The following is a 649-nucleotide window of genomic DNA, read 5'->3' as shown; positions in this document are numbered from 1 at the left end:
GTGCGGGCCATCGGCGCCGAGGACGTGCCCACGCTGTGGGCTGGCGCGCAGTTCTACGCCCCCGCCTTCGGCGACGACGGCGCCGAGGGGCTACGGGAGTGGGTGACCGCGCTGCTGGCCGAGCACGGCCCCGTCCCGCTGGTACGGGCCGAGGCCCTGCCGCCCGACACCCGGTGCGCCGCACTCGGCCTGGTCGGCTCGGGCACGGCGCTGGCCGAACTGCCGCCCGTCGGGGACGAGTTCACCACGGCGCTCAGCGGGATCGAACGGCGGCTCGGCCAGCGGGTCGAGGCCGTGTTCCCGCTCGCCGCCGCCGCCCTGAACGCCCTGACGCCGCTGGTGGCGGCCTGCCTGCGCGGGCTGCCGCTGATCGACAGCGACGGCATGGGGCGGGTCTTTCCGCTGGTGCAGTACACCTCGCTGCATCTGGCCGGCCTGCCGGTCGGCCCGGTGTGCGCGGCGGGGCCGGCCGGCGAGAGCCTGACCGTGGAGGCGGCGTCCGCCGACCGGGTGGAGACGATGCTGCGGGCCCAGGTGCACCTGATGGGCGGTTGGGCGGCCACCGCCAGCTACCCGTGCGCCGCCGCCGAGCTGCGCCGCGCGGGCCTGCACGGCACGGTCTCCCGGCTGCTGGCCGCGGGCCGTGTCC

Annotated in this window: 1 protein-coding gene; it reads left to right on the top strand. The window is 77.7% G+C overall.

All coding sequences use genetic code 11. The features are described 5' to 3' along the window. A partial coding sequence (locus tag KUM32_RS40755) for a DUF917 family protein (RefSeq protein ID WP_217146713.1) occupies positions 1–649 on the top strand: 649 nt, incomplete at both ends.

This window comes from Streptomyces sp. AC627_RSS907 (genome assembly GCF_019049165.1).
Note: the sequence above shows the minus strand (reverse complement) of the source record. Positions and strands in the feature narration are given on the sequence as shown.